A 26,361-nucleotide genomic window follows, 5' to 3' on the forward strand; every position below is an offset into this window, starting at 1 on the left:
CCCATGTCCGATACATTTATTGCCGTTCCTGAAGTAACCACCAATGGCAACATGATATTTGGGAAAAATTCAGGCAGAGAACCAAATGAAGCCCAGGCCATAATGCGTATACCAGCCATGGATCAGGAGGAGGATATGCTGGAATGTTCTTACATTAAAATACCACAGGTAAAAACTACCTATGAAGTTTTGTTGTCCAGGCCATTCCATATGTGGGGTGCAGAAATGGGTACGAACGAGTTTGGGCTCACTATTGGAAATGAGGCAGTTTTTTCAAAAGTGAAGTCAGATAAAAAAAATGCTGGACTAACTGGTATGGATATGTTGCGGGTGGCTTTGGAAAGATGCAAAACAGCTGACGAGGCTTTGGGAATGATTACAGGGTTGTTGGAAGAATATGGGCAGGATGCTTTCGGAGGATATAGAAATCAAAATTACTATTATAATAATAGTTTTATTATTGCCGATTCTGAAAAAGCCTGGGTCCTGGAGACTGTGGGGAAACAATGGGCCGCTCAAATTGTGAAAGGATTTCGAAATATTTCCAATGGCTACACCATTGAGGAAGAGTTTGATTTACATAGTAAGGATCTGATGGATTTTGCCAGCAAGAATGGCTGGACTAAAAAAGGTAAAAGCTTTAATTTTCGGGAAGCATATTCTGAGTGGTTTTATACCCGAATGAGCAAAAGTAAAATCAGACAGAAAAAAGTAGCAGAGTTTGGGAACAGTTATAAAGGAAACTTTGATGTTTTGAGAGGAATTGAAATTTTATCTTCTCATAATCAAAAGGATAATTTTTCTCCAACAATGGCAAATACGAGTTCTATAAGTATGATGGCTACGGGCAGACTCAATCCTTTGCAAACTACCGGATCCATGCTGGTAGAAATAAGAAAGGACAAGCCATCTACTACCTGGCTCACCGGTACTTCGCTTCCTTGTAATTCTATTTTTAAGCCATTCTTTATTCCGGGTAATAATATTTATGAAGGGCTTACGAAACAACCAAGCTCCATGGCAGATGAATCTTTTTGGTGGCAATCTGAAAGGTTTAATCGCTTAGTGTTGAAGCATTATCAGCAGGCCCGAAAAATATATAATACAGAGCGGGAAAAAATTCAAAAAGATTTTATCTCCAAAGAAAAAGAAATATTTGCTTCGGGAAACCCTGAAGTGGATACCCTGAATGAGTTTTCTGAAAAATCATTTACGCTTCATAAAAAGAAAATTCTGGAATGGAAATATCAAATGGGCAAGCAGAAACTCAATTCTTCTTCCATTTTTTACACAAATTACCTTAAAAAACTCAACAGAGAAGCTCATCTTTCTTAAGAATCAAATCTTTTTTTACAACTATTTTGCATAAAAAATATTAAGTCTATATTTTTGCAATCCTTTTGGGAGAGGTGTCTTTATATTCTTTCTCAAATAAGGGAAGAAATTGTAAGGGCCAAGGCTCAAATATTTTAACAAAACTGATAAAGGTAGTGGATACTTTAAGTTATAAGACTATTTCTGCTAACAAAAGCACGGCACAGAAAGAATGGGTTCTAGTTGATGCTAAGGAAGCCATTTTAGGAAGGCTATCAAGCGAAGTAGCAAAGATAATCAGGGGAAAGTACAAGGCTAGTTACACCCCCCATGCAGATTGCGGTGACAATGTAATTGTGATTAATGCTGACCAGGTGAAGCTGACTGGTAAAAAGTGGACTGATAAAGTTTACTTGAGACACACTGGTTTCCCAGGAGGTCAAAGAAAATCTAATCCTTTAGATTTAAAGGCAAAATCTTCAACATTGTTAATAGAAAATGCAGTGAGAGGAATGCTTCCAAAAACAAAATTAGGAAGAGCTTTATTTAAAAATCTTTATGTATATGAAGGTGCTGAGCACCCACATGAAGCGCAACAACCTAAAGAAATTAAATTATAATGGCAGTTATTAACACAATAGGCAGAAGAAAAAGTTCAGTAGCCAGAATTTACCTACAGGAAGGTAAAGGCGAAATTACTGTTAACAAAAAATCTCTGACTGAGTTTTTTCCTTCAGAAATTCTTAGAACCATCATCAATCAGCCAATCGTGACTTGTGGTGATCAGGGTAAATTTGATATCAGTGTAAATGTATACGGTGGAGGAACCACCGGACAAGCTGAGGCTATCAGATTGGCCATTGCCAGAGCATTGGTAGAAGTTGATCCTGAGAAAAGAGGATTAATCAAACCAGAAGGATTCCTGACCAGGGACCCAAGAATGGTGGAAAGAAAGAAATACGGTAGAAGAAAAGCTAGAAGGAAATTCCAGTTCAGTAAGCGTTAATTTTTATTGTTCAACTTGGCTGTTTGGTCGTATTCTCAATAGAATTCCATTGAGCAGTCAGTATTTTTAATTAATTTTTAAATAATAATTTTATGCCAAGATTAGAGTATAAAGATCTTCTTGACGCTGGGGTGCACTTTGGCCACCTTACCAGGAAATGGAATCCAAAAATGGCTCCTTACATTTTCATGGAGAGAAATGGAATCCACGTCATCGATTTGAACAAAACTTTAGCAGCGATTGATTCTGCTTCAGAGGTTATTAAAAATATTGTGAAGTCGGGGCGAAAAGTCATGTTCGTAGCGACTAAAAAGCAAGCAAAGCAAATTGTTTCTGCTGAGGCAGAGCGATTGAAAATGCCATATGTAACGGAGAGATGGTTAGGAGGGATGTTAACTAACTTTGCCACTGTTAGAAAGTCATTGAAAAAACTTTCTTCTATTGACAAGTTAATGAAAGATGAAGCCTTTAAAAACCTTGCAAAAAGGGAAAGGCTGATGAAAACCAGGGAAAAGGAAAAATTACAAAGAGTATTGGGAGGAATTTCTGATCAGAATAGACTACCTGCTGCCCTTTTTGTGATTGATGTAAAGAGAGAACATATTGCAATAAAAGAAGCAAAAAGATTAAATATTCCGGTATTTGGTGTGGTGGATACAAACTCAGATCCTAGTGATGTTGATTATGTTATTCCTGCAAATGACGATGCATTCAAATCAATTGCTTTAATTACCGAAACTATTGGTAAAGCTATTGAAGAAGGGTTGATGGAAAGAAAAAAGGAGAAAGATGATGCTAAGTTAAAGCAGGCTGAAGAGGCTAAGAAGGCAGTGGATGAAAAACCAAAGGCGGCAGAAAAAGCAGCTCCGGCAGTAGAGAAGAAAGCTGAAGCTCCTGCTCCTAAAGCGGAAGAGGCTGGAACTGAGAAAAAAGCGGATAACTAGGAATTTAAGCATTAGTTGCTTCTTAAAATTATAAAAAAATGACAAATACAGAGATTCAAAATAAAATCACTGAGCTGAAAAAGCAGCAGTCTGAATTCTTCAAAAAGAAAAAAGCCGACAGAGATGCTTCGGCAATTGAGGCAATCAGAAAAGAGCTAAATGACTTGAAATCTCAGGTGAAATCAGCTTAATACTTGGTTAAAATCAGATATTGGTTTATCCATTTGAGGGGTTATATCAGTTGCTTCTATTTTCAGGAAGATCTAATATAACCCTTTATTCTTAATAAACAGAATCATTATTTTCATCGGAATAGATCATTAAAATTTAAAATTGAAATAAAATGGCAATTACAGCAAAACAGGTAAATGAATTGAGACAAGCCACTGGTGCTGGAATGATGGATTGTAAAAATGCACTGGTAGAAGCTGGTGGTGATTTGGAAAAAGCAGTTGATATCCTTAGAAAAAAAGGACAGAAAGTTGCTGCAAAAAGAGCAGATAAGGAAGCTTCAGAAGGTAATGCATATACCTATGTTAGTGATGATAAATCAGAAGGAATCGCAGTTACCTTAAACTGTGAGACTGAGCCTGTTTCTAATACTGATGAATTTCAGTCCCTAGGAAAGTTAATAATCGATGCAGCTGTTGCTAACAAGCCAGCTTCTAAAGAAGATTTATTGAATCTTCAGGTAGAAGGAAAAGCTGTTTCTGAGTACATGGTTGAGCTTTCAGGTAAAATCGGAGAGAAGATTGAAGTTTCAAACTATGCTTATATCAAAGGAGAGCAGGTTGTTGCTTATCTTCACGGAAGAAGTATTGCTGTGTTAGTAAACCTTTCAAATACTGAGGGAGAGGACTTTGAAGCTGTAGGAAAGGATATTGCCATGCAAATTGCTGCAATGAAACCAATCGCTGTAAATGAAGACGGAATCGATCCTGCTGTTGTAGAGAGAGAAAAGCAGGTTGGTATTGAAAAAGCAAAGGAAGAAGGAAAGCCTGAACATATCCTTGAAAGAATTGCTGAAGGATTTGTAAAGAAATTCTACAAAGAGAATACTTTATTAAGCCAGGAGTTTGTAAAAGACTCAAAGGTAAATGTACAGCAATACCTTACCAGTGTTAAAAAAGGCCTTACAGTAAAAGAATTTGTAAGAGTTGGTATTGGAAGATAAGGTTTTTCAATCGAAGGAAAAAGCCATTGTAGCAAGTCTGCAATGGCTTTTTTTATGGTAGCCAGAAATCGAAAACAACATCATTCATACATTTAAAATGTCCTTTTGGGCATTTTTTAAAGCCTATTTTTGAACAGGGCCGGCATTTGATTTTATTGTTTTCGAAAATAGAAAACTGGGTCTTATATGGATACATTCCGAAAAAGGGAGAGGTACTTCCCCAGATGGAAAATATTCTTTTTTTAAAAGCGCTGGCAATATGCATAAGACCTGAATCGTGCGTAAATACAGCATCAGCATTTCGTACAATAGAGGCTGATTGGTTGAGGTTAAATTTACCACATCCATTGAAAATTACCGCTTTCTTTTTAAGTTCTTCCAGTCCCTTTTTATAGTATTTATTTTCTTTCGATCGATCGAAAAAATTTGCTATTTCCTCACCGGTTTTCTCATCCTCTTTTCCTCCCAATAATATGACAGGTTTATTTATTCTGTCACACAACTCAATCATTCTCTTTAAGGGAAGTTTTTTAGTGGCATGCTGTCCACCAATAGCAAATACAAAGTATTTTTCCCGATGGGTTTCCGGCAACCAGGATACTTCTACTTCATCTTTTTCCGGAATAAAATAATCGAGTCCCAGTCCGTCATTTTTTACACCCAGAGGCTTTAAAGCATCTAGATAGCGATCCACAATATGCACATTGGGTAATTTATTTACCTTAAAATTTACATAAAGCCATTTTTGAATATTCAATTTTTGGAAAGAGGAAGATTTTTTCCCCAATTGGGTCTTTATAATTTTCGTCCTAAGGTTTTTATGCAGATCGATTACAAAATCAAAATTTTCTTGTTTCAGGCTTTTTATTAACTGTCCCAGGTTTTCATTATAATAATGGACTTTATCTATATAAGGATTATTTTCCACTATGATTCGGTATTGTTCTTTTGTGGCAAAATGTACCTCCACATCTTTTAGTTGGGTTTTTGCTGCACGAATAGCCGGAGTGGTAAGCACAATGTCACCAATGGAGGAAAACCGGATGATCAGAATTTTTTTGATTTCAGATGCCATTGAGAAAGTAGGTGTGAAGTGAAGGGTAAGTAGTGATTTTAATTCTCCTAAAGTTTTAATGTCAATAAAAACCAAATTAAAGCCAATAAGTTTAACTGGCTTTAATTTTTTGCCTTACAGCTTCAAATAGAACTGTACCGGTGGCAACCGAAACATTTAAGGAACTTACCTTTCCGGACATGGGGATTTTAGCCAGTTCATCCGCTATCCTGATCAAATCATTGGATATTCCGGTTTCTTCCGAGCCCATAATTATAGCAGTAGGAATTGTATAATCAATTTTATAGATATCTTCTTCTGCCTTTTCGGTGCAGGCAATTACCTGTAAACCAGAATCCTGCAGGTACCTCACGGTATCTTTTAAACTAACTTCCCTGCATACCTGAATGTGGTTCAATGCTCCTGCAGAGGTTTTGAGCGCATCCGGACCAATTTGAGCAGCCCCTTTATGCGGAATTACAATTGCATTTACTCCGGCACATTCTGCAGTTCTCGAAATGGCCCCAAAATTCCTTACATCTGTAATCTGATCCAGAATTAAAATAAATGGAGTTTTCCCTTCTGCAAATAAATTGGTAATGATATTATCCAAAGAGGCATAGGTAATAGAAGAAAGAAATGCAACCGCACCCTGATGGGCTTTTAAGGTGAATTTATTGAGTTTCTCGAGCGGAACTTTAGCTATTGGTACATTATTATCGTTGGCCATATTGACCAATGATTTGAGATGGTCATTTTTTATATCTCTTTGAATATATAATTTGTCGATTTCCTTGCCCGCCTCAAGTGCTTCTGCAATTGGATTAATCCCATAAATTAAAGCACTGCTTTCAGGTTTTTTGCCTCTTCCTCTATTAAATTTTTTATACATACTTTTTTGTTTTCTTTTATTTAAACCTCCTTCTTTTGCCAGCCCCATTAATTTTTTTAGAATAAAAATATTATCCTTTCTTTAATGGGGCGGAGGATCAATCAATATTTTTCTGATGGAAAAAAGTTGGTGGTCGATCTTCCTTTAAATTAAACATAATGGCAGACAGCCACCCCATTCCCTTCCTGTCATAAACACAACCAGTGTCCAATTTATAATTGATTTCTGACTTTATTTTCCAATACTCGGTAGGTTGATGGCCAATTACCTGAATACAATTGGGAATTTTTGCCAGTTCTGACTTATTAAAAATAAAAGAGCCGGGAATTCTTAAATCTATACTCAGGCTTAAATCTATTTTGTAATTATTCTGCCTGAAAATCTTGCTGTTTATACCTCCATGAGTAGCCAGGATTTTGGTCCCATTAGCATTTTCTACCAATATATATCTTTTAGAGGCTTCAAAGAAAAATGACATTTCTGCAAGAATCTCCTGAATCTGGTCTCTTGAATCAATATTTAGGCAATTTTTAATTGATTTGATTGTTTCCATCCCTCCCATTCTCAGCCACAATTCTTTTGCCCATGCTTTATTTCGGTTCATGCAATAATATTCATGATTTCCCAAAAGCATCTCAAAGTTATTCTTTTTTACAAAGGAAAAGGTTTCATAAGACCTTTTTCCCTTATTAATAATATCTCCAAGCAAAACAATACGGTTGTCTTGCACGGGAATTTTCCCTAATAATGCTTTGAAAGTCTCAAAGCAACCGTGGATATCTCCTATAAAAGTTAAATAAGTATCCAATCTAGTTCAACTTATATATCAGTATCAGAAAGAAAAAACAGAGGTTAAACTCCATTATTTTGAATAAAGAGGCAAACTCTCTTGTTCATTTACCATTTTAAAATTTGTCAAAACAAAAGAGAAAACATCAAATTGCAAGAATATTAAATTAAATAATTTAGAAATGATTGAAAAAAGTGATCTTCGGAAGGACAATCAATCTATTTATTCATATTCTAATTCTCCCTTTCTCCATTTGGATACTTGTGTGAAGTAAACCTTTTTATATTGAGGGGATCTGTTTAATTCGTAATGATTTCCACTAAAAATATTATTCCTCTTGAAAAACTCAAAGGTTACCCGATCTCTTTTCTTGCCCAGAAAATACACCCATCTTTCCCCATTTTCCACTTCATAAGTTTCATCCGGTCTGCCAAAAACGATATAAATCATTCCTTTATCTGTTTTCCAGCCCTCCTTATAAGTAGTGAAATTTTTATTGGCATAAGCCACCCTTTGATAGTAGGTTTTGATTAACCTCTTGGCATTTTCCACGCTACCTCCCGAATTTATCCAAAAATTATCCAGTACTGATTTTTTGTCTCTTGCGGTTAGAAAAGACTGGATTTCTTTATCAGTTGAAATATAAATCATGGATTTAGCAATTTTTTCCACATTGCTAAATTTAGGATAATCCTTGTCCACAACTATAAAGCCTATTCCAATTGTAGAGGAGGAATCAGATTGGGCAAAGTACAAGGTTTTTTTATCCAGGGTAAATGGCTGATTGCTTTTTACCACAATCATGGAATCTACCCTGAGTTCTCTTGCTCCACTTCCAATTCCATTTCCCATGGGCGGGGCAGCAGGTAAAAATTCATAATCGAAACGGGTGATATAGATTGGGAAATCTCCGTTCAGATCTGGAAAAGAAATAGAATCCCCTTCCATTACATAAGTATTATGGTTTTTATTGGAAAGGTTTTTTAATCCGAATGATACGGAATTTGCTGTTTTTGCTTCTGAGAGAATGGCTTGTTTTTCAATCACATCATTGGTTTTCATATCCCTGATGATAATTTTTAGCACCGAGCCAGGTTGATTGTCTTTGTCAATGGAAAAATTGAAATAAAATGTACTATTGATTTTTTCCACACTGGTTTCTCCTAAATCAATTTTCTTTTCTAAAACTACCTTCCCCTGAGATTCAATGAGATAATTAATTTCTACCTGATCGGGCGTATTTGAATTAGATAAACGGCTGATTTCGAAAGCTACTTCCACTCTCTTGGTTGATCCAAGGTCTATAAGATTAATACTGCAATAGATAGGGTTTGCGATATAATGATTTTCGCTTTTCAGTACTCCGGCCAGGCAGTTTACCGAAATACACTGTATAATCACTAATGAAAAATATAATAGACTTTTTGTTTGTTTCATTTTTTGCTGATTTGAATAACTGGTTCTATATCCCTAAAGGCAATTTTTTGAGGACTCTCTTCATAAAAAGTATGAAGCTCTCATGGTTAGGACACTAAAACACAAGGAAAAGTGATATAGAATTCAATTTTGAAAAATTTCTGGATTTTTTACCGTTTCATTACTGGAGGAAATGATAAAAAATTCAGAAAAGTAGAATTGCTGGTCCTTCATTGCAAAATAACCTATTTTTGCTCAAATTTTTATATCCAATTGAAAATTGGTAAAAGTCGTGCAAAATACCGCACAACTATTTTTTAACTTGTTGAATTTTAAGCGTTTATAGCATTCCTGTTTTTTGGATTACTATTGCAGATGATTTTAATTCATTTTTTTAAAGCACTGATTTAAAAATGTTTAGCACAACGGAAATTACCTCACATGAAGATCAAAGTGATAATGTAATCCATCAAAGACTATTTTATGCCTATGTAAAGGCAGCAGAAATAATTTCTGGTGATGTTTTGGAAATTGGATGTGGTGCGGGAAGGGGATTACAGCTTTTGGCTGAAAAATGTGACAATTACACCGCAATTGATAAAAATAAAGCGTTGCTGGATTTACATCAGAAAGCATATCCTGACTTTAAGTTTATTCACGAAAATATTCCGCCATTAAGTTTTTTAGAAGATAATTCATTTGATTTTGTGATTTCATTTCAGGTGATTGAGCATATTTATGATGATAATCTCTTCGTCAGGGAAATTCAGCGGGTTTTGAAGCCCGGAGGAAAAGCGATTATCACTACACCAAATATCAAACTTTCACTTACGAGAAATCCCTGGCATGTAAGAGAGTACACGGCAACTCAGCTGGAGGAGTTGATGGGAAAACATTTCGGGGAAGTGGATTTGAAAGGAATAACTGGAAGTGAAAAAGTGATAGATTATTATGAAAGTAATAAAGAATCAGTAAGAAAAATTACCCGTTTTGATATTTTCAATTTGCAATACAGATTGCCCAGACAGGTTTTACAGGTGCCTTATGATATTCTAAACAGACTCAATAGAAAATCTCTTCAAAAGAAAAATAATCAGTTGGTTCTGGATGTCACTATTGAAGACTACCTGGTTTCCGATCGGGCTGATGACTGCTTCGATTTCTTTTGTATTGCAAAAAAATAGATATTATTCTACAAAAAAGGATCGAATTTACTGGCTTCGACAAATTCGATCCTTTTTAATGTACGGCCTTCCACTATTATAAATCCTAGACCTGATCCAACTCTTTTTGAAGACTCTCCATTACAAAATCCAGGTTATAGATTATTTTTTCTTTTTCTGCCTGTATTTTTTCAGAATTTGGCGGTTCCTCTTTTAATTTTCCCCTTAAGGCCAATATATCATCATCCAGCCACTTTAGCCCTAGTGTAATCAAACTGGGACGGATTTTATGGCAAATCTCACTTATTTTTTCATGTTCGGATTTGTCAATCGACTCATCAAACTCTTCCTTAAATTGTTTATAATCTTCAATAGTCAACTCAAGAAGTTCAGCATAAAATGAAGCATCATTTTCCACCATTCTTTTAAACCTTCCAAATTTAATTTCCCCTCTTTGTGCTTCTTTTTCTTCTTCTTTTTCCTCTTTATTTCCACCAGCAATTTTCCCTGAAGAGAAGGTTTGAATAGTACCATAAAGCATTTCAGGTTTAAATGGCTTCATTACGAAGTCATTCATCCCAGCCTTAAGCACTTTTTCCCTTTCTCCGGATAAAGTAGAGGCTGTGAGCGCAATGATAGGAATTTCCTGGTAATAGGGTTGAGGCAAGCTCCTGATCTGTTTGGTGGCTTCATAACCATCCATTTCAGGCATTTGAATATCCATTAGGATAATCTTGAAAGAGCGGTCTGTTTTAAGAATTTCCAAGGCTTCTACACCATTGTTGGCAAAAGTCACTTCCGCATTCCAACCGGTAAGGAATTTCTTGGCAATAGCCTGGTTAAATTTATTATCTTCCACTACCAGAATATTCAGCCCTTCCAGGTCTTTGAGTTCATCTTGGCTTTTGATGGTAAGCCTTTCATCTTCAATTACCTTATCACTTTTTCGGAAATTTATTTGAAATTTAAAGGCAGAACCTTTTCCTACTTCACTTTCTACAATAATTTCTCCACCGTGAAGGCCCACTAGCTTTTTGGTAATTCCCAGGCCTAAACCAGTCCCACCATACTTTCGGGTAGTATCCGTACTTGCCTGAGAAAAATCTTCAAAAATTTTATTGATCATTTCTTCGGAAATTCCTATTCCCGAATCCTGGATGATAAAAAGCAAATCAACTTCATCGTCTCTCTCTTTTATTTTTTTTACGGTAGTTCTCACAAAACCATATTCCGTAAACTTTACAGCATTACTCAGAAGGTTGGTGATAATTTGCCCAAGCCTTACCTGGTCTCCAACAATAAAATCAGGTAACTGATCGTCAAAATCCAACTCCAGATCAAGCCCTTTATCCGAAACTTTGGTATCCAGGGTTTTGTGTATTCCCCTGATCAGGTTTTTTAAATTGAAATCGGTGGACTCCAGCTCAATTTTACCCGCCTCAATTTTAGAGAGATCCAGGATATCATTAATTAAAACAAGGAGATTGTTGGCTGAAATTTCAAGAATCTCGATACTGTCGAGATGTTCCTGAGGGATATCGGCCATTTTCAGCAAGTTAGAAACCCCTACAATCGCATTAAGGGGCGTACGAATTTCATGACTCATGGTAGAAAGAAACAGCTCCTTGGCCCTTGAAGCTTCTTCTGCTTTTTCTTTAGCTTCTAGAAGCTCAGCAGTTCTTTCTTTTATTTTATCCTCCAGATTGGCATTTATTTGTTTGAGTTCATTGACCAGGGATAGGTTATCCTTCCTTAATTGATAAGTTTCCAAAGCCTTATCAATAGTAAGTTTCATTTCCTCCCTGTTCCACGGCTTAACAATATACCTATAAATCGCACATTTATTCAGGGCACGAATAATATCTTCAATGTCGCTAAATCCTGTAAGGATAATCCTGACTGGTTCGGGGTAATCATGAAGAATTCTTTCTAAAAATTCCACACCAGTCATTTTAGGCATTCGCTGGTCGGTAATGATCAAATGAATTTCATTTTCTTTGAGCACTTCCAGGCCTTCCATGCCCGATTTGGCGATAAATATTTTGTAAAATTGTTTGAAGGCAGCTCTGAAAATTCTCAGGTTGCTTTCCTCATCATCCAGGTAAAGTATATTATATTTATGGTCTTTCATTCTATTATTGAAGACTTATCCGATAATTAATATTGAAGTTAAAAAAAAATAAGAATAATTATAATGAATTGCCAATGGATTTCAATCAGGGTGTAAAGTAAATTCCTGATATTTGAAAGGAAGGGAAATTTCATGTATAAAAAATCTTATTCAGGTAAAAAACAGCCTGATAAATTAATGGCTGAAGATAATCAAGAATTACAAATTCATAAATAAATTTGATTTTCTCCCAATAAAAACCCTAAAATATCCATAGATAGCTTCTTGCCAAAGAAATTGATTAAATTTGCAAAAGGAAAGTAGGATGAAAACAAAACCGTACTTCATGTAGTTAAAAAATTAAAAGGGCCTTATTATGAATTCAAGAGAACTTCTTTCACATCATAAATTAAGAATTACAAATAGCAGATGCACCATTTTGGATATTTTTATGGATGCTGAGGCGGCTCTTTCCGAATATAATATTGAAAAACAATTGGAAGGGCAATGCGACAGAGTTACTATTTACAGGACTTTGAAGACTTTTTTGGACAATGGTATTGTGCATAAAGTTCTGGACGAAGGGAATATTGTGAAATATGCCGTGTGTGGGACTGATTGCGAACCAGCATTACACAATCACGAACATGTACATTTCAAATGTCAAACCTGTGGTGATACCATTTGCCTGGATAACATTCCTATCCAAAAAATTAAACTTCCGAATGGATATACCAAGGAGGAGGCCAACCTGCTTATACTCGGCACTTGCGTGAAATGTAACAATTAATTTTTAGGCATTCCTTCTTGTAGCGACTATCCCCAGCGTGATCAAAATAACTACCAGGCTGATATTTGCACCTATAGTGAACCAATAAGGGGTATTTCTATTGGAAAGATTGTTGCTGGCATTGTCGATTTCTTCGTAAAATCCTGTAGGACCGCTTGAGGAAATGATATTTTCCTTTTTGCTTTCGCCAATGACCTGCACAATTAAATCAGATTCAAGGGTTTCATATTTTCCTGTTTTCGTATTAAAATACACCCATTTAAAATAGTCTGAAAGATTATATTCTCCAGGTTCTCTAGGCTGAATCTGATAACGGAAACTTTTATATCCGAATACCCTGTTGTTTGCCCTGTTTACTTTTTGGCTGATGGCTGGTGGGTAAAAATCAAAATCTTTTCCTTTTGGTAATAAGATGGGTTTAATCGCAGCTACATTTCCCTCTCCCGATATAGTAAATTGATATTGGTAACTCTTGCCAGTTTCAAGGATATTGGCACTAATTTTTTCATTTAATTGGTAGTTACCCACATTCACCATGGATTTTAGTGGGTTTTCAGGTAGGTCCATCACAGTGATGTTAATGGGCTTCGAATAGAAATTTTTATAATCCTCCTGCATGTTCCTGCCAAAGAATGAAGGGTTTTTCGCCACTTTGTATTTAATCATTTTGAGCCCTGCAGAAGGAATTTCAATATCTTTGCTGGTAAGTGGGAAAAATGAAGCCTGGTAGATTTTATATTGCGTATATTGTTTTCCGTTGAGCGTAATATATTCCGGGTTTATCTGATCAATACCAAAGTTTTCCTCCCAACAATTATCAGGTTTTACTTTTTTTAATATTTCACCAAGCTGGTCGCTGATTTTATAAAAATCCATTTTTGCCCGGTTTTTAAGGGAGATATAGAAAGAAATGCTTAAATTAAATGATTCACCTACATAAATCTTCTTTTTATTAGAGGTAATAGCAAAGAAAGCATCGTCCTGCACATTTACAAACTGCTGATTATCATTGTCTCTTCCTGCTCCCCAAAACTCTGCAAAGGGATCCTGCTTTTGTTGATTTACTGCCGGGCCTACTTTTATGGTAGTACCGGGAGAGCTTACTTTTTTCCCATTTATTTCCATAGAAAATGCTTGGAGTACAAAAGTCCCCTGACCAGTAGGAAGGTAATTTTGAGTAACACTTTCCTTGGAAGAAATTTTTCCATTAACGTAATTAGTTGCTTTTGAGGAAGATGTGCCTTGTTGGATAAACCCGGCTATTTCCGGAAAAGGAGAGTTTTCAACAAACCTTTCATTCTCTACCGTAAAGGTAATTTGAAAAGTTTCATTTACCCCAATTGTTGCCCTACCAAGTTTTATCGAAATATTTTGGCAATAGGCTTCAATATGAACGATACTTAATATTGAAAAAATTAAAACCGAGGTAACTTTTGAATAATTCATAGAACTAATTGGATTTATGCCAGAACCTGATCGAAATCATATCCTATTTTTTTCAAATTTCAAGATAATTTTCTATCTTTTCTTTTCCTAATAACCATTTAACATTTGTTTAACAAATCAAAAAACACTAGTGCTTATGTTAGAATACTTTAAAGTAATCCTGGAGAAAGTAAGCTTTGACGGTAAGCTTTTCGAGAAAGAGCTAAAGAAAGCAATCAACGCAATCATGTCAAACGAAGTAATGGAGTTGAAAAGATGGTGTACTTTAAGATTCGGAGCAAAATATTTGGCAGTAATTGAAAATTGTTTTCGTAAGCATCAGGAATTCATGGTGTGCTAGAAAACAACAAAAACAAACCCTATCAGGCATTAGTATCAAGCTAATGCCTTTTTTTTTGCTATTTTCTTTTATGGGAGTAAAATTAATTAGAGATTTGCACTTAAGAATTGTAGCCATTTAAAATGGTTCTATTTACCATAATAAAAAAAATCGCTTGTTAAGGATTTCCCTAACAAACGATATTTAAGATTTGAGTTAATAACACTACTTCGTAGTGTATTTTTTTTTAACTCCTGGCAGCTGGATTTTTTAAGAGGCTATCACTATGTAGGGTGGCTTCTTCCAGCTGTTTTGGTAAATTACCAAATCCAAAACCCCTATATCTAAAAAATATTGTCTGTTTTTCCCAGTCTTTGCCACCTACATTTCATTTTTGGCAAATTTGATATTTCTGCGCAGGCCCTCTACTTTTGTTCGTTTTACAGCTGATTTTTTGAAGACTTTTCTGAATGTTTCCTCGGTAAGTTCCTCCCATTCTTTTTTGGAAATTTGAGAAAGATCTGGGTGAGGCATAAACTCAGGCGTTTGATGAGGCCTGGAAAACCTGTTCCATGGACAAACATCCTGGCAAATGTCACATCCAAAAATCCAGTCTTGAAACTTTCCCTTAAATTCTGAGGGAATTTCCTCTTTCAGCTCTATTGTGAGATAAGAAATACATTTTGACCCATCGACCACATATGGAATGGGAATCGCATCAGTGGGGCATGCATCCAGGCATCGGGTACAAGTGCCACAATAATCCTTCACAGGGCCGTCTGGTTCCAATTCCAGGTCTATAATTAATTCAGCCAAAAAATAAAAGCTGCCTGCAGATTTGTTAATAATCAGGGAATTTTTTCCTACCCAGCCCAGTCCGCTTTTTTCTGCCCATTTCCTTTCCATCACAGGGGCAGAATCTACGAATACGCGGCCTTCAATTTCTCCGATTTCCTCCTGAAGCTGCTTCACAAGCTCCTTTAAAACCCGTTTGACCACAAAATGATAATCTTCCCCGTAAGCATACTTGGCTATTTTATAATTGTCATTTTTGCTCAGGTCTTTTTCCGGATAATAATTCCACATTAAAGAAACTACTGATTTCGCACCGGGAACCAGCTTGGTGGGGTCAAGTCTTTTATCGAAATGATTGGCCATATAATGCATTTGTCCATGCATGTCTTGCTTTAGCCAGTTTTCCAGTTTTGGAGCTTCTTCCTTCAGAAATTCAGCTTTGGAAATGCCGCAAAAATCAAAGCCCAGTGCCTTTGCTTTTGCTTTTAACAACTGTGTGTTTTTCAATATGGTCGAATTATTTGGCATTTTTCGATATTTCCTGAAAATAGTGCTACTTCAAATATCTGCAATAATATTCTGATTCCTGAAATCAGTTTTATATTTGAAGATTTTAGATATTATAAGCAGTAAATTAAAGTTGGCCTTGTGTTTTTGGCCATAATTAGTAGAATTTAAATTATCAATAATGAAAATACAGGAACTTCAAAATTAAAGGAATGATATTAGAAAGCCTTCCTGATTACTGGCAATGGGGACTCATCACGGTAGTTATTTTTGTTTTGCTCAGTATTGCCTCAGGGAAAATTGATGTTTTGGGCGGATTAGTTGGCGGAATAATAGCCTTAATGATTTTTCTGGGAGGAGGATTTTACCTTATGGGTTTTCTTTTCATATTTTTTTTTCTAGGATCTTTTGCCTCCACCTGGAAAATGAAAAAAAAACAGAAACTTGGCCTGGCTGAAAAAAACAAGGGAAAAAGGTCTGTAGCTAATGCATTGGCCAATGGGGGCGTAGGAGCGCTCACTGCTTTTCTGGCCTGGGTATTTCCTGAACATTCTATGCTTTTTCAAGCCATGTGTGTGGCCAGTTTTGCCTCTGCCACTTCCGATACCTTTTCTTCAGAGTTTGGAAATATTTATGGACAAAGATTTATCAATATTCTTACTTTCAAAAAGGATGAAAGGGGAAAGGATGGGGTAATTAGTTTGGAGGGAAGTCTTTTTGGTGTAGTGGGCAGCCTGATTATTGCGCTTTTTTATTTATTGATTTTTCAATCCGGCCTATTCATTTTTACCTTAATTTTTATTTCGGGAATAATCGGAAATTTAACCGATTCAGTGCTTGGAGCAACCCTGCAGCAAAAAGGGTTATTAAATAATCATAGTGTGAATTTTTTTAATACACTGGTGGCGGTGGTTTTTTGTATGGCATTATTTTGAAGAATTACAATTTACTCCCACAAAATTTACAAAATTCAGCATCTATATCGTGGCCCTCTCTGGCGCAATGATGACAAACCTGAGTGGTGATTTCTTTCTTGTGAGATTTTACTAATTCTGAAGAAACAATGCCAGTTGGTACAGCAATAATTCCATATCCCATGATCATGATAATGGTAGCAAGGGTTTGCCCAATCACCGTTTGGGGGGCAATATCCCCATAGCCAACGGTAGTAAGTGTAACAACTGCCCAATAAATGCCTTTAGGAATACTGGTGAAGCCATTCTCCCTGCCTTCAATGAGGTACATCAGGGAACCCATCAATACCGAAAGGCTAATTACTACGATTAAAAATACCGAGATTTTTGCCCAACTTGCCCGAAGCGCCATGCCCAGTTGCTTGGCTTCTCCCACATACCTCACCAGTTTGAAAATTCTAAAAACCCGGATTAACCTGAAAATTCTTAGCACTAAAAGTGTATGTGCTCCGGCAAAGAAAATACCCAGGTAAGTAGGAATTATGGAGAGTATATCAATTAAACCGAAAAAGCTAAAAATGTATTTGGAGGGCCTGACTACCGACAATACCCTGGCCAAATATTCAGCGGTAAACATAATTGTGAAGGTCCACTCCGCAATTTTTAAAATATGACCATATTTTGCTCTTATTTCTACTACACTTTCCAGGCACACAATTAAAACACTTAGCAAAATTCCAATCAGAAGGACAACATCAAAGGTTTTTCCCCAGAAGGTATCTGCTTCAAAAATAATTTCATGGATTTTTAATCTCCATCCACTTAATTTTTGATTATTATTGTCCTTAGAATCAGTCATAAAATAGAGAATAAATTTGGTAATTATAACTAAGCTACAGCTTCTCGGGAAAATAAAAACTGATGCATAAAATTCCTTTTTTTAATTTGAATTTACAAAATGGGTATTAAAACCATAAATTTTTTCCTTTTTCTATTTTCATTTCATTTTCTTTTTGCCCAAAAAAATATCCCTGTTGGCTCCTGGAGGACTCACCTTACCTATCATAATGCTGAAGCCATGACAGTGGCCGATGGTAAAGTTTACTGTTCGTCAGAAAATGGATTGTTTTATTTCGACCAGCAGGATAAAAGTTTAAATGTTTTGTCCAAAGTAAATGACCTTAGTGATGTGGGAATTACAAGTCTGAATTATTCTTCCATTTATAAAACCCTTGTAATTGGTTACTACAATGGAAATATTGATTTAATAAATGAGGATGGTATTGTAAATATCAGATCGATTCTAAATGCAGAGTTTGAGGAGAAAAGGATTAATCATATCTCTTTTTTCAAAAATTTTGCTTTCCTCTCGACCAGTTTTGGCGTGGTACAACTCGATATTATTAAATATGAAATAAAGGAATCGTATACACAGATAGGGAATAATGCTGCACAAATTGAAGTTTTTGCCAGTGCAAACACAGCGGACAGTTTGTATTTGGCTTCGGAACAGGGGCTTATGACCGCCTCACTGGCCGATGATGTCAATCGAATAGATTTTAACAATTGGAGAACTATAAATACGGCCCAAACCAGTGGTATTTATAATGTGGCTGCACTGAACAAAACAGTCTTTTTTACCATTGAAAATGATGGGCTTTACCATTATCAGAAAGATGATTGGCAAAAATTACCCATTGCTGAAAATGAAGTTTACCATAATTTGAATCAGGCTGAAAATCAGGTTTTACTTAGTACAACCAATGAGATTTTCGGAATCAATTCGGATTTTTCTATTCAGTCATTTCCCGAGGCTGAAATTAACAGTCCAAAAGAGGCAGGTTATGATTTATCCGGAACTTTATGGTTTGCCGATCAGACTAAAGGATTAGTGGCTTTTGATGGAAATAACACTCAAAATTATATTCCCGAAGGCACTTTTGATCCCAGTAATTTTTCAATTTCCTTTTTTCAGAATAAGATACTGGTTACTTCCGGAGGATACGATAATAATTATACCGCAAATGGAAACTACAGTGGGTTTTATGTTTTTGAGGATGGAAAATGGACCAATTATACTTCCCTGGAAAATAATGAGCTCGAACTGACCAGAATACCTGACCTGCCAGATTTAAATTCATTTTCTTATAATGAAATCAATAATACAGGTTATCTGAGTTCATTTGGTAAAGGATTATTGCAGTGGAATCTTACTGAAAATGATTTTAGCCCGGTTTTGAATGCTCCGTTTCGTCCCTCTACTTCCGGAGATACTTTAATCACCGGGGTTTTTACAGATTTCAATGGAACGGTTTGGGTGGCAAATCATGGAGTTGAAATAGGAAATCCATCTATCCACAGCTTAAATCTTGAGGGGGAATGGCAATCTTATTATTTTGCGGAACAGGCTACCAGGTTTCCGCTATCTATTTTAGAGGATGATTTTGCAAGTAAATGGGTTAGACTAAGTCCGGATTTGGGAGGAGGAATTCTGGTATTTAATGACAACGGAGAATCCAGGTATTTAACGGATCAGTTTGGACAGGGAGAATTGCCCAACAAAAATATAAATGCCATGGAGAAAGATTTAAATGGCAGTATTTGGGTGGGTACGGATGAAGGCGTGGCAGAATTTTTCAGCCCCGGTTCGGCATTTACAGAAGAAGGAGCAAATGCAGTTACGCCAAGGTTTGAGGGTCGCCCCTTACTAAGCAGTGAAAAAATTACGGCTTTAGCCGTGGATGGAGGGAACAGAAAATGGATTGGGACTAACAATGGAATATGGCTTTTTAGCAGTGATGGATCAGAATTAATTTCCTTTTTTGATCAGGATAACAGCCCTTTGCTCTCCAATGAAATTATTGATATAGGAATTCATCCAGTTACAGGGGAAGTTTTTATAGGGACCAGCCTCGGTTTAATTTCCTATAGAGGAACAGCTACCACGGGTGAACAGGATTATTCGAATGTAAAGATTTTTCCGAATCCGGTTAGGCCAAATTACAATGGTTTGGTCAGTATTTCCGGCCTGACTCCCAACTCCTCTGTAAAAATCACAGATATTACTGGAAAATTAATTTGGGATACCCAGGCCAATGGAGGCACAGCTACCTGGAATGTTGCCAATTATAATGGAGAACATGCTAAAACCGGAGTTTATTTAGTTTATAGTGCCTCAGTTGATGGAGAAGATGCTTTTGTGGGGAAAATTGCGGTAATTGAATAAGCCATCTATTTATCTTTTCTGAAAATTAAGTGCTTTTCATTTTGATTTTGGGAATTGATTCGCTTATTTCAAATCTCTCACCTTGTTTTTTTACTCCTTGATACTACATTTGAAGAATTAATCTGGGAAATGTGAATTGATTGTGCATATATTTTAAGGTGTATTGGAATCAATTTTTCAGACTTTTTCCAACAACCAATTTAATATACAACTAGTAAAAATTTAATAACGCTAAAAGAATGGACGGCAACGCAATTGTATTAACCAGTGGGTTACTAGATACAAAAAACGCAAAAACAGCACATGGCTTAATCAGAGGAACTGAACGATATAATATTGTAGGTATTATAGATGATAAATTTGAAGGGCAGGATGCAGGTGAGGTGTTGGATGGAAAAAAAAGAAATATTCCTATCTATAAAAGTGTAGAGGCTTTTCATAGTGAATCTCCAAAAAAAGCCGATTATTTAATCATTGGAATTGCTACAAAAGGAGGGTACCTACCTTCAGAAATGGTTGATTATATCAAATCGGCTATCAAAATTGGCTGTTCCATAGTGAGTGGACTCCATGAGTTTTTAGAGGATAAACCTGAAATTGTGGAATTGGCAAAGGTGAATAAAGTTGACCTGATAGATGTAAGGAAGCCAAAACCAAGTAAAGAATTACATTTTTGGAATGGCTCCATAAGCAAAGTGACCACACCAATTGTGGCTGTAATAGGTACAGATTGCAATATGGGCAAAAGAACCACCTCCCGGTTTTTAATGGAAGCGATGCGGGAGAAAGGGTATAATGCTCATATGATCTACACCGGTCAGACCGGCTGGATGCAGGGTGGAAAATATGGTTTTATTTTCGATTCTACACTTAATGATTTTATTTCTGGAGAAGTAGAGCACGCCATTGTTTCCTGTTTTGAAAATGAAAATCCGGATATCATCTTTTTGGAAGGACAATCTGCCTTAAGAAATCCGAACGGGCCATGTGGAGCAGAGTTCCTGATTTCCGGTAATGCAGAATATACCATTTTGCAACACGACCCTGTAAGAAAATATTTTCAGGGGTGTGAAGGATATAAAGTTACCATTCCTACCCTACAGGAGGAAATAGATTTAATAAAGATTTACAGATCAGAAACCATTGGAGTAACCCTAAATACCAAAGAAGTAAATGAGGAACAAGCCAGGGCTTTTCAGGTAGAAAATGAAAAAGCACTCAATATTCCTGTTGTTGCTCCCCTTTTCGATGGAGTGGATAGAATTGTAGAAGCTATAGAAAAGAAAATCTTAAAGAAATAAAAACAGACACAGCGTTCATTAAACCACATTAAGTTTGCAGCAAATTGAAGAATTTTTACAGGCCTTTAGTAATCTGGCCTGGGGTCCACCTTTGTTATTTTTATTAGTTGGTGGAGGAATTTATTTTACCTTATACTCCAGGTTTCTACCATTCAAATATTTAGGACATGCCATTAATGTTTTAAGGGGAAAATATGATGATCCTGATGATCCGGGAGATATCAATCATTATGAAGCCCTGGCAAGTGCAATTGCTGCAACTGTGGGAATGGGAAATATCAGTGGAGTAGCAGTTGCCATTACTCTTGGTGGTCCTGGTGCACTATTTTGGATGTGGATGAGTGCTCTTTTAGGAATTACCACAAAATTTTTCACCTGTACGCTTGCAATTATGTATAGGGGAAGAGATTCTGCAGGCCACATACAGGGAGGACCGATGTATGTGATTATGGAAGGGCTTGGGAAAAAATGGAAACCCCTTGCGGTATTATTTTCTATTGCCGGGCTTTTTGGATGTTTACCTGTATTTCAGGCTAACCAGCTTACTCAGGTAGTAAGGGATGTAATTTTAATTCCAAACAGCTGGTTGCTCGAAACTCCGGAATTTATGGAGTTTATCGGGCCATTTGCCTTGTCAGATTTTATTTCAGGGGTAATTATTGTCCTTATTGTATCCCTGGTTATATTCGGTGGAATCCACAGAATTGCTTCGGTAGCAGGTAAGATGGTGCCGTTCATGGTAGTAACTTATGTGGTAGTTGTATTATATATTCTTTTGGCAAACTACGCCATGATTCCCCAAAGCTTTGCACTGATTTTTTCAGATGCTTTCACAGGTAATGCGGTAGTTGGAGGGGTAGTTGGAGAAGTGATCAGGCAGGGAGTAAGAAGAGCCGCATTTTCAAATGAGGCTGGAATAGGAACTGCTCCAATGATGCATGGTGCCGCAAAAACCAACGAACCTATACGGGAAGGACTTGTGGCGATGTTAGGGCCGGCAATTGATACGCTATTAGTTTGTACGATGACAGCGCTAGCCATTATAGTGACTGGCGTGTGGGAAACCGGAGATGCAAATGGGGTTACTTTAACAGCTAATGCTTTTAATAAAGTGATGCCTCAGACAGGATCTTTTCTATTGGTAGGGTGTGTACTGATTTTTGCTTTTTCTACCTTGTTTTCCTTTTCTTATTACGGTACAAAATGTACTTCCTTCCTTTTTGGAGCCGAGTACAAACATTATTACCAATACTTTTATGTGGCCACCATTATTTGGGGAGCGGTTTCACCAATTAGTTCTGTAATTAATCTTATCGATGGAATGTATGCCTTGATGGCTATTCCAACTATGATATCGGCATTACTTTTATCTCCGAAGGTGAAAGAGGCAGCCAAAGTTTATTTTACAAAAATGAAAGTAGAGCTACAAAAAAAGGAGGCTTAATCAGGCCTCCTTTTTGAATATAAAACTAATTTCTTTTAGTCTACCATTACTACTAAATATTTCGAAGAGTTCCAGAATTTTTCTGGGCTAAGTATTACAAGTTTTGATACTTCTTTATCTTCTCCTTCGATTTTATAGCTATCTGCAGGGTGGTTGGTTACCAATTCTGCTTTTTTTCCATTCAAAGGAATTTCTTTGATTTGGGTAATGTCAATTTGCTCAAAGTTGCTGGTGTTTAAATTGGCATTCAATTGTTTTGAAGCGCCCAATCCAATAATTCCACCTTCTTTTGTAATGATTTCCTGAGCCACTAATTCTTTAGCATTTCCAGTTTTGTAGTAAGCAGTATTAATTACTGCAGTTTGTGCTTCAATTACCTGGTTTTTCTCCTCTATGGCCTCATCTTTCAATATGTTTTCATCATTCAGGGAAGCAAGGTTTTGGTTCAATTCTTCCACGGTGATATTCATATTTGCCAATTCATCTCTTAAGGTGTTTATCTCATTATCTTTTGCATCAATTTGAGCCATGAAATCTTCCTTTAAAGTTTCCATACTCTTTTTAATTTTGGCATTTGAAGACCAGGCCCATTTCAATTTTTTATCTAAATCATCAATTTTGGCTCTGTTTTGATCCATCAAATCATTGATGATGGTAAGATCTTCTTTAATTCTCTCTCTTGAATCAGCTGATTTGTTTTCAGAATTTAATTCAATACTCGATTCTTTTTCTCTGATTTCCGCCAGGTTCTGGCTGATTTCATTAAAAGTTTCCATAAAACCTGTGATGGATGAATCCTGGTCGTGATTTGCAGCTTGTAATTCTTTATTAATTTCTTTTAATGAAGCTACTTCCTGCTCGAGTTCTTTATTCTTGCATGAAGAAAAACCAACTACTACTGCTGCGATTAAAATAAAATTTTTCATTATTTCTGTTTGATTTAATTTTCTGTTTTTTAGTAAATACAATGTGATTTACCATTATCGAAAAAAAATGCCATATCGAAACAGATAGCCTAAATTGATTTTAATTATCTGATAATCAAATTATTGTGAGTTTTTGTTGTTAAAAAATGATTTTTAGAATTAAATTGTTTTTGTTGAAATCAGATACAAGTTGTGGAATTTATCAACAGGAGGAGGTGGACAGCAATGGGAAAACAGCAGATTGGAAGATTCGGTTTAAATCAGAAAAAGGGAGAAATCTTCTGCAAGAGAATAGGAAAAACCGTTGGGAAGGAAAAATAAAAATTAGAATAAAGAGTAAAGACTCCCTATTCTAATATTAACTCTTGCTTTAAGGCATTGATTTTTAACGTTTCCTCTTCAGATTCACCATCAGAGGCTTCTGCAAAAAGGTAAAGAATTTCCAAAACATCTTCTTTTACCAGTGGGTTGGTTTCCAAATAAGCTCTCAAAGTATCCACAAATTTTGGTTCCCATTCATCCAGGTTGGAAATTAAAAAATTAAGTTCAGCAAAATACTGGCTTTCCAGGCTCTTTCTGGCTTCCTCTCCCAGATCATTTTTATAGGTATCCGCCATAAATTTGGCCAGGTATTTTACATATACCCATTCTTCCTCATCAATTATCCCATCGCTGGCTACAACTAAAAGAGAAGGGAAGAACATAACCAGGGTTCCAAACTGATCCCCATCTAACTGGCTTGATTTTACCCCTTGATATTTTTGGTGCAAATTTTCAAATTCTGGTGACTGCATGGCTAAAATTTTACTTTTTGGAATAGAACTATGTTAATCTGACAAACCAAATTTTTTGAGATTATGAAGATTTTGTATAATAAGGCGTGTCATTTGAATTATTTGAATAAAAAATGGGCAATAAAAAATGAGTCAAAATCATACGATAGATGCTCTAAAGCCTATTTCAAGTAAGTAACGTGCCTCCTTTTAAAAAATTCTTTTGAAGAGTGGAATTGAATAATTACTTATTTGCTATAATTTTGCGGCTTATAAGTAGAAAATCAATCCATAGAAAATATAAAAATTAGCTAATGGCAGCTAAGTACATCTTCGTGACCGGGGGAGTAACTTCCTCATTAGGAAAAGGAATTATTGCTTCCTCATTAGGTAAACTCCTTCAGGCAAGAGGCTTTTCAGTAACCATTCAAAAATTTGATCCATATCTCAATATTGATCCAGGAACCATGAACCCCTATGAACACGGGGAGTGTTATGTAACTGATGATGGAGCTGAAACAGATCTGGACCTTGGACATTACGAAAGATTTTTAAATTCCCCTACTTCTCAGGCTAATAATCTTACCACTGGGCAGATTTATTATAATGTCATTAAAAAGGAAAGAGAGGGAGCTTATCTGGGGAAAACTGTTCAGGTAATTCCCCATATCACTGATGAAATAAAAAGCAATTTTTTCAGACTAGGTGAAACTGGAAATTTTGATATTGTGATCACTGAAATTGGAGGATGTGTTGGTGATATTGAATCTTTGCCATTTATTGAAGCTGTACGTCAGGCAAAATGGGATTTGGGAGATCACAACTCTATTGTGATTCACCTTACGCTTGTCCCATACCTTAAATCTGCCGGAGAGCTTAAAACCAAGCCTACCCAGCACTCAGTAAAAATGTTATCAGAAGCGGGTGTTCAGCCCAATGTATTGGTTTGCAGAACTGAATATCCTTTACCTACAGATATCAGAAAAAAGATTGCTCTTTTCTGTAATGTAGATGTAAGTTCGGTAATCCAGTCCATTGATGCAGAATCTATTTATGATGTGCCTTTGCTCATGCGAAAAGAGCGGTTGGATGAGATCGTGTTGGAAAAATTGAAAATTGGAAAAACAAAGGATCCTAACCTTGAAACCTGGAAAGGGTTTTTGGGTAAGCTGAAAAATCCTACCAAAGAAGTTAATATAGGTATAGTTGGGAAATATGTGGAGCTACAGGATGCTTATAAATCTATTGCTGAAGCAATGGTGCATGCAGGAGCTGTAAACGAATGCAAGGTAAATGTGGATTGGTTGCAATCTGAAAATGTGGCCGTAGATAATTTATCTGAAAAATTATCAGGATATGACGGGATTTTAGTTGCACCTGGATTTGGAGAAAGAGGAATTGAAGGAAAAATTGCAGCTACTTCTTATGCCAGAAATAATAAGATTCCATTTTTTGGGATTTGTCTGGGAATGCAATGTGCAGTGATTGGTTTCGCAAGAGACGTGCTGAAACTGGAACAGGCTCATTCATCGGAAGTTTCCAGTGATACTCCTGATCCTGTGATTGATTTAATGGAAGATCAAAAGAACCTGAAACAAATGGGAGGAACAATGCGACTTGGTGCCTACATCTGTAAGTTGAAGAAAAACTCTCTGGCTAATCAGGTATATGGAAAAATGGAAATTAGCGAAAGGCACAGGCACAGATATGAATTTAATAATAAATACCTGGAGCAATTTGAAAAAGCAGGCATGATTCCTTCAGGAATTAATCCTGATACCGGATTGGTGGAAATAATGGAAGTAAAAGATCATCCGTATTTTATCGGGTCTCAGTTTCACCCAGAGTTAAAAAGTACGGTGGAAAATCCACATCCTTTATTTGTATCATTTATTAATGCCGCTATTGATTTCAGAAAAGGTGGTGAAAGGACAAAATGACGAAAAAATTGAATTCTCCGAAAACAATAGTTAAGTAAGTAGCAGTACTTACCGGTTTTCGAGAATTAAAAGGTAATTTTGTAAACTTAATTGGTATGGCAGTTTTGTGGGGCTGTA

General features: G+C 36.2%; 23 protein-coding genes. 13 read left to right on the forward strand and 10 right to left on the reverse strand.

Going from position 1 to position 26,361, the window contains the following annotated elements; all coding sequences use genetic code 11:
* The first annotated feature begins 3 nt into the window (after window positions 1–3).
* The 6 genes from A3EM_RS44585 (at window position 4) to tsf (ending at window position 4,438) form a co-directional block, all read left to right on the forward strand.
* Window positions 4–1,335 (forward strand): C69 family dipeptidase, encoded by a 1,332-nt coding sequence (locus A3EM_RS44585; protein ID WP_020532865.1) that lies wholly within the window; start codon window positions 4–6, stop codon window positions 1,333–1,335.
* A gap of 155 nt (window positions 1,336–1,490) precedes the next feature.
* The gene (gene rplM, locus A3EM_RS0134710) at window positions 1,491–1,934 is read left to right on the forward strand and encodes a 50S ribosomal protein L13 (RefSeq protein WP_026210764.1); all 444 of its coding nucleotides are present in this window, start codon (window positions 1,491–1,493) and stop codon (window positions 1,932–1,934) included.
* A complete protein-coding gene (gene rpsI / locus A3EM_RS0134715; protein ID WP_020532867.1) occupies window positions 1,934–2,320 on the forward strand; it encodes a 30S ribosomal protein S9 in 387 nt (128 codons plus the stop codon). The genes rplM and rpsI overlap by 1 nt, the downstream gene beginning before the upstream one ends.
* A 92-nt stretch (window positions 2,321–2,412) precedes the next feature.
* Window positions 2,413–3,264, forward strand: a complete 852-nt coding sequence (gene rpsB, locus A3EM_RS0134720; protein WP_020532868.1) for a 30S ribosomal protein S2 — start codon at window positions 2,413–2,415, stop codon at window positions 3,262–3,264.
* A 38-nt stretch (window positions 3,265–3,302) separates the two neighbouring features.
* On the forward strand, window positions 3,303–3,455 hold the full coding sequence (locus tag A3EM_RS47840; protein WP_020532869.1) for a hypothetical protein: 153 nt from the start codon (window positions 3,303–3,305) through the stop codon (window positions 3,453–3,455).
* Between the two features lie 152 nt (window positions 3,456–3,607).
* The gene (tsf, locus tag A3EM_RS0134730) at window positions 3,608–4,438 is read left to right on the forward strand and encodes a translation elongation factor Ts (RefSeq protein WP_020532870.1); all 831 of its coding nucleotides are present in this window, start codon (window positions 3,608–3,610) and stop codon (window positions 4,436–4,438) included.
* Window positions 4,439–4,490: 52 nt separating this feature from the next.
* Here tsf and A3EM_RS0134735 read toward each other — a convergent pair whose 3' ends face one another.
* The 4 genes from A3EM_RS0134735 to A3EM_RS46600 all read right to left on the reverse strand — a co-directional run bounded on the left by A3EM_RS0134735 (window position 4,491) and on the right by A3EM_RS46600 (window position 8,611).
* Entirely contained in the window at window positions 4,491–5,513 is a 1,023-nt protein-coding gene (locus A3EM_RS0134735) for a glycosyltransferase family 9 protein (protein ID WP_020532871.1), read from the reverse strand.
* A gap of 91 nt (window positions 5,514–5,604) precedes the next feature.
* On the reverse strand, window positions 5,605–6,384 hold the full coding sequence (gene rlmB / locus A3EM_RS0134740; protein ID WP_044240745.1) for a 23S rRNA (guanosine(2251)-2'-O)-methyltransferase RlmB: 780 nt from the start codon (window positions 6,382–6,384) through the stop codon (window positions 5,605–5,607).
* Window positions 6,385–6,481: 97 nt separating this feature from the next.
* A complete protein-coding gene (locus tag A3EM_RS0134745) occupies window positions 6,482–7,192 on the reverse strand; it encodes a metallophosphoesterase (protein ID WP_020532873.1) in 711 nt (236 codons plus the stop codon).
* Window positions 7,193–7,396: 204 nt separating this feature from the next.
* On the reverse strand, window positions 7,397–8,611 hold the full coding sequence (locus tag A3EM_RS46600) for a GWxTD domain-containing protein (protein WP_020532874.1): 1,215 nt from the start codon (window positions 8,609–8,611) through the stop codon (window positions 7,397–7,399).
* 392 nt (window positions 8,612–9,003) lie between these two features.
* Between A3EM_RS46600 and A3EM_RS0134760 the strand changes: the two genes are divergently transcribed.
* On the forward strand, window positions 9,004–9,774 hold the full coding sequence (locus A3EM_RS0134760; protein WP_020532876.1) for a class I SAM-dependent methyltransferase: 771 nt from the start codon (window positions 9,004–9,006) through the stop codon (window positions 9,772–9,774).
* Between the two features lie 85 nt (window positions 9,775–9,859).
* On the opposite strand, the gene A3EM_RS46605 is transcribed toward A3EM_RS0134760, so the two are convergent.
* Complete coding sequence (locus A3EM_RS46605; RefSeq protein WP_020532877.1) at window positions 9,860–11,884, reverse strand: response regulator; 2,025 nt, start codon at window positions 11,882–11,884, stop codon at window positions 9,860–9,862.
* A gap of 355 nt (window positions 11,885–12,239) precedes the next feature.
* Here A3EM_RS46605 and A3EM_RS0134785 point away from each other — a divergent pair, with 355 nt between their 5' ends.
* Window positions 12,240–12,653, forward strand: coding sequence for a Fur family transcriptional regulator (locus A3EM_RS0134785; protein WP_020532880.1), 414 nt, complete (start codon window positions 12,240–12,242; stop codon window positions 12,651–12,653).
* Between the two features lie 3 nt (window positions 12,654–12,656).
* Here the strand turns inward: A3EM_RS0134785 and A3EM_RS0134790 are convergent, their stop codons facing one another.
* Window positions 12,657–14,099, reverse strand: coding sequence for a BatD family protein (locus A3EM_RS0134790; RefSeq protein ID WP_020532881.1), 1,443 nt, complete (start codon window positions 14,097–14,099; stop codon window positions 12,657–12,659).
* Window positions 14,100–14,799: 700 nt separating this feature from the next.
* Window positions 14,800–15,741, reverse strand: coding sequence for a tRNA epoxyqueuosine(34) reductase QueG (gene queG / locus A3EM_RS0134800; RefSeq protein ID WP_020532883.1), 942 nt, complete (start codon window positions 15,739–15,741; stop codon window positions 14,800–14,802).
* Window positions 15,742–15,932: 191 nt separating this feature from the next.
* Here queG and A3EM_RS0134805 point away from each other — a divergent pair, with 191 nt between their 5' ends.
* Window positions 15,933–16,655 carry a DUF92 domain-containing protein gene (locus A3EM_RS0134805; protein ID WP_020532884.1) on the forward strand — a complete coding sequence of 241 codons (723 nt, stop codon included), beginning with the start codon at window positions 15,933–15,935 and terminating at the stop codon, window positions 16,653–16,655.
* Window positions 16,656–16,659: 4 nt separating this feature from the next.
* Here the strand turns inward: A3EM_RS0134805 and A3EM_RS0134810 are convergent, their stop codons facing one another.
* Window positions 16,660–17,493 (reverse strand): ion transporter, encoded by an 834-nt coding sequence (locus A3EM_RS0134810; RefSeq protein WP_020532885.1) that lies wholly within the window; start codon window positions 17,491–17,493, stop codon window positions 16,660–16,662.
* A gap of 99 nt (window positions 17,494–17,592) precedes the next feature.
* Here A3EM_RS0134810 and porZ point away from each other — a divergent pair, with 99 nt between their 5' ends.
* From porZ to A3EM_RS0134825, 3 genes are all read left to right on the forward strand, one after another.
* Window positions 17,593–19,860, forward strand: a complete 2,268-nt coding sequence (gene porZ / locus A3EM_RS0134815) for a type IX secretion system anionic LPS delivery protein PorZ (RefSeq protein WP_020532886.1) — start codon at window positions 17,593–17,595, stop codon at window positions 19,858–19,860.
* 239 nt (window positions 19,861–20,099) lie between these two features.
* Complete coding sequence (locus A3EM_RS0134820) at window positions 20,100–21,161, forward strand: N-acetyltransferase DgcN family protein (protein WP_020532887.1); 1,062 nt, start codon at window positions 20,100–20,102, stop codon at window positions 21,159–21,161.
* Between the two features lie 34 nt (window positions 21,162–21,195).
* A complete protein-coding gene (locus A3EM_RS0134825) occupies window positions 21,196–22,605 on the forward strand; it encodes an alanine/glycine:cation symporter family protein (RefSeq protein ID WP_020532888.1) in 1,410 nt (469 codons plus the stop codon).
* 35 nt (window positions 22,606–22,640) lie between these two features.
* On the opposite strand, the gene A3EM_RS0134830 is transcribed toward A3EM_RS0134825, so the two are convergent.
* Together A3EM_RS0134830 and A3EM_RS0134840 are read right to left on the reverse strand one after the other, a co-directional pair.
* Window positions 22,641–23,531 carry a Cbp1 family collagen-binding glycoprotein adhesin gene (locus A3EM_RS0134830; RefSeq protein ID WP_157638234.1) on the reverse strand — a complete coding sequence of 297 codons (891 nt, stop codon included), beginning with the start codon at window positions 23,529–23,531 and terminating at the stop codon, window positions 22,641–22,643.
* Window positions 23,532–23,878: 347 nt separating this feature from the next.
* Window positions 23,879–24,325: a hypothetical protein gene (locus tag A3EM_RS0134840; protein ID WP_020532891.1), complete on the reverse strand. Its 447-nt coding sequence runs from the start codon at window positions 24,323–24,325 to the stop codon at window positions 23,879–23,881.
* A gap of 293 nt (window positions 24,326–24,618) precedes the next feature.
* Here A3EM_RS0134840 and A3EM_RS0134845 point away from each other — a divergent pair, with 293 nt between their 5' ends.
* Entirely contained in the window at window positions 24,619–26,244 is a 1,626-nt protein-coding gene (locus tag A3EM_RS0134845; RefSeq protein WP_020532892.1) for a CTP synthase, read from the forward strand.
* Window positions 26,245–26,361 lie beyond the last annotated feature (117 nt).

This window comes from Flexithrix dorotheae DSM 6795 (assembly GCF_000379765.1).
In the GTDB taxonomy this organism is placed as follows: domain Bacteria; phylum Bacteroidota; class Bacteroidia; order Cytophagales; family Flammeovirgaceae; genus Flexithrix; species Flexithrix dorotheae.